Genomic DNA, 4084 nt, shown 5'->3' on the forward strand with positions numbered 1-4084 from the left:
GGCGCGCAGCACGACTCGCTCGCCGCCCTTCATTTCGATGACGCGATCCTTGCCACCCTGAGCCCATCCGTTTGAGGCGCCGACGAGAAGCTGAAACAACAACAGAAAAATCGCCAACAAACGCATCATGACCTCTCTAGAGAAGTAGCGCCGGATAATCGCGGACGCCGCCGTCGAGGCGCTGGAAGAGGCGAATACGCGCCACGGTGTGCCGGAACTCATGAACATCGACCAGGACCGCCAATTCACCGCTGCCGCCCTCATCGACGCGACCACGGAAGAAACCCAATCAGATGTCCGACTGCGTGGGGCCACTTCTGTCGGATGGTACTTCGCGTTTCTCAAGTGGTTGCCCGGTAGGCTGGATGCCGGCCGGACAGCATCGGCCAAACTGCCCGGTAGGCGACCACCATGAGTGGCGGCAGGATCAGCCATTGCAGCAACGGTGAAAGACCAATTCCGAAAATCATCGGCATGCTTGCAGTATAGCCCCAGCTGCCGACCCCGTAGACGTTGTACCACTCACTCCATGCGGTGAAGGCCATCGCGCCGATCACGACCAATGTACTGCCGGTCCGCGGATGTGACATCGGCCAGTCCGCGCTCCGTAGCACAATGCCAGTTGCTGCAAACATTGCGAGTGCGATCACGACGTCGCCCAGGGAACAGTGAAGCAGTGCCCCGGCGACACCGAAACCATCCGCCGTAGCCCAGATCGTATAGAGCCTGACATGTGCGATTTCCCAGGCCAGGTTCAAAACGAATGCGAGCGCGGACCATAGACCTGCGCGTGCGATAGCGCCCTGCCTCGTCATGTTGTCCCCGGGTTTGCTCCCGGCCGCCGCGAGGAGTTCCCGGTCGCACGTCGAAGCCGCAACGCATTGCCGATCACCGACACCGAACTGAGGCTCATCGCCAGGGCTGCGATCATCGGCGAAAGCAACCATCCCGTGAATGGGAAGAGCACTCCCGCCGCCAACGGAATGCCGAGTGAGTTGTAGATGAAAGCGAAGCCGAGGTTCTGCTTCATGTTGGTGATCGTCGTTGCGGAAATGGCCCGTGCAACTGCGATGCCCCGCAGATCGCCCTTGACCAGGGTTACCTGGGCGCTGTTCATTGCAACGTCGGTGCCGGTGCCCATCGCCACGCCCACGTCAGCCTTTGCCAGCGCCGGAGCGTCGTTGATGCCATCACCAGCCATGGCTACGATCCGGCCTTCACGTTGCAATTTGTCGACCAGTGCGAGCTTGTCGGCTGGCTTGACTTCGCCCAGGACTTCATCGATGCCAAGCTTGGTCGCGACAGCCTTTGCCGTGGTAAGGCCATCGCCGGTGGCCATGATCACCCGTATGCCGGCAGCCTTCAATGCGGCCAGCGCCTCTGCTGTGCTTGACTTGATGGGGTCGGATACGGCCAGCAACCCCGCCAGCTGGCCGTCGACTGCCAAATGCATCACGCTGGCACCTTCGGACCGCAATTCTTCGGCCTGCGCATTGAGCGTATCAACCGCTACGCCCAATTGAGCCATCAATGCAGAATTGCCCAGTGCCAACGGCTTTCCGTCAACAGTGCCACGAACGCCAATGCCGGTGCCGGATTCAAAACCATCGGCTTTGCTCAATGTGAGGCCACGCGCGCGTGCAGCACTGACGATGGCGTCGGCCAGCGGATGCTCGCTGCCTTGATCGAGACTCGCGGCCAGGCGCAGCACCTCATCCTCGTTGTAACCCGTGATCGCCACCGCGCGATCAAAGCGCGGCTTGCCCTCCGTCAGCGTCCCGGTCTTGTCCACGATCAGCGTGTCCACCTTGCGGAAGTTCTCGATTGCTGCCGCGTCGCGGAACAGCACGCCCTGGGTCGCAGCATTGCCGGTCGCAACCATGATCGACATCGGCGTGGCCAGCCCAAGTGCACATGGACAGGCGATGATGAGTACCGCTACGGCGTTGATCAGCCCATAGACCCAGCTCGGTTCCGGCCCGAGCCATCCCCAGGCGAAAAAGGTGAGGACAGCGATGCCGACAACCGCCATGACAAAATACCCCGCCACGCTGTCTGCCATGCGCTGCATCGGCGCCTTTGACCGCTGTGCCTGTATCACCATCTGCACGATGGAAGCCAATACGGTCTGTGCGCCCACCTTTTCCGAGCGCATCACCAGTGCACCATTCGTGTTCAGCGTTGCGCCAATCAGCTTGTCGCCAATGCGTTTGGTCACGGGCATCGGCTCGCCTGTAAGCATGGACTCGTCCACAGCGCTGCTGCCTTCAATGACCACGCCGTCAACCGGCACCTTCTCGCCAGGACGAACCCGCAGGGTGTCGCCCACGTGCACGTGCGCCAGCGGAACGTCTTCCTCGCCACCGTCGGCGTTGATACGGCGTGCTGTCTTGGGTGCCAGTCCCAGCAAGGATTTGATCGCCGCGGAGGTTTGCGACCGCGCCTTGAGTTCGAGGACCTGTCCAAGCAGGGTCAACGATATGATCACTGCGGCCGCTTCGAAGTAAACCGCCACCCGACCCATCGATAGGAATGATGCGGGAAATACACCTGGAGCGACCGTGGCGACGACACTGTAGGCAAACGCTGCAGTGGTACCGATGCCAATCAGCGTCCACATGTTCGGGCTGCGGTGGAGCACCGACCGTAGCCCGCGTTCGAGGAACGGCCATCCGCCCCAAAGGAAGATGGGCAAGGTCAGCACGAGTTCAACCCAGCTCTGCGTAGCCATGTCAAACCACTGCAGGCGATGGCCGGCCATAGCGAGAACGGTGACAATGACGGTCAGCGGTAACGTCCAGACAAACCGCCTCTGGAAATCCCGCAGCTCAGGATTCTCGCCATCGTCGAGGCTGGGCATCTCGGGTTCGAGCGCCATGCCGCAGATGGGGCACGCGCCAGGACGATCCCGACGTATTTCCGGGTGCATCGGACAGATATAGATCGTGCCGGGAACCGCAGGCGCGTCAACCACTGGACTCGACGCGAGCACGCGCCCGGAAGACCCCGCTGCGGCCACCGAATACTTGCCTGGGTCGGCCGCGAACTTCGCCTTGCATCCGGCGCTGCAGAAGTAAACCGGCGTGCCCTCGTGTTCGAGCGCATGCGGCGATTGTGGCGTCACCAGCATGCCGCATACCGGATCCTTGAGCGACGTCAGCGCTGCAGCATCGACAGCCGCCGTCGGCACCGGCGCGCCACTCGAGTGTTCGCCTGCGGCATGCTGGTGCGCCGAGGAGTCTTCAGGATGCAGTGGGTTATGCCTGATTGCATTCATCGCGCTCTTCCTTGGTGACAATGCACAAGTAGAAGCATCAACTCCGCACCCAACCCGCGAGTAAACGGCTCCTGCACATGTCCACTGGTGCACCGCGCGCCATGACCATCGGCCGCCATGCGCGCGCTGCCGTGGTGGGCGTTGAGACCATTCGATACTACCAGCAGCGCGCGCCGCTGCCAGTGCCATCCGCCGGCGATGCGTTCCGACATTACCCGGTAAAACTGGTTGTCAGTACCCGCTTCATCACGCGCGCGCATGAGCCGGGCTTTGCACTGGACGAAACTGCCGAACTGCTTCGATTGGCGGTTGGGACGGATCTTGGGCGCGCTTTCGTCGCATGTCTGTACGCCAACACACACAATGGAAGCTCGCCGTATGCATGCCAAGCTACCTTTCGCGGCGGCATGCAGATGCGCACATCGATCGCGCGTGCGCTCGTCACCAAGCCGACGTTGCTGCTGATGGACGAGCCTTTCGCTGCGCTCGATGAATTCACGCGACACCGGCTCGACGCCGACCTGTCCGTGCTGTGGCAGATCCGCCGACTGACGGTACTGTTCGTCACGCACAGCCTCCAGGAAGCGGTTTTCCTTTCGACGCGGGTGATCGTGATGGCCGCACGCCCGGCACGCGTCCTGGCCAACGTGCCGATCCCTGCCGCGTACCCGCGCACGCCCGCCTTTCGCGGCTGCGCGCAGTTTGCCGCGCTGTGTGAATCACTGTCCACCATGGTGGCGCGCGTCGACCGAGTTGCGCGCATGACGGCACCGGCTCTTTGCCGCGCTGGTCCTGATCACGCCGGCG

General features: G+C 62.2%; 4 protein-coding genes. 1 reads left to right on the top strand and 3 read right to left on the bottom strand.

Annotated features, from left to right (window positions below):
* From RMO57_RS10200 to RMO57_RS10210, 3 genes are all read right to left on the bottom strand, one after another.
* A partial coding sequence (locus RMO57_RS10200) for a hypothetical protein (RefSeq protein WP_310386281.1) occupies positions 1-222 on the bottom strand: 222 nt, incomplete at its 3' end.
* 119 nt (positions 223-341) lie between these two features.
* Positions 342-758: a hypothetical protein gene (locus RMO57_RS10205; protein ID WP_310386283.1), complete on the bottom strand. Its 417-nt coding sequence runs from the start codon at positions 756-758 to the stop codon at positions 342-344.
* A gap of 53 nt (positions 759-811) precedes the next feature.
* A complete protein-coding gene (locus tag RMO57_RS10210) occupies positions 812-3277 on the bottom strand; it encodes a heavy metal translocating P-type ATPase (protein WP_310386286.1) in 2466 nt (821 codons plus the stop codon).
* Between the two features lie 101 nt (positions 3278-3378).
* Here RMO57_RS10210 and RMO57_RS10215 point away from each other — a divergent pair.
* A partial coding sequence (locus RMO57_RS10215; RefSeq protein WP_310386288.1) for an ATP-binding cassette domain-containing protein occupies positions 3379-4084 on the top strand: 706 nt, incomplete at its 3' end.

This window comes from Roseateles sp., assembly GCF_031397715.1.
Classification (GTDB): Bacteria; Pseudomonadota; Gammaproteobacteria; order Burkholderiales; family Burkholderiaceae_C; genus Paucibacter_A.

Excerpts from the sequence above, each read along its gene's own strand:
- RMO57_RS10210 (WP_310386286.1), bottom strand. The coding sequence starts at position 3,277 with ATGAATGCAATCAGGCATAACCCACTGCATCCTGAAGACTCCTCGGCG.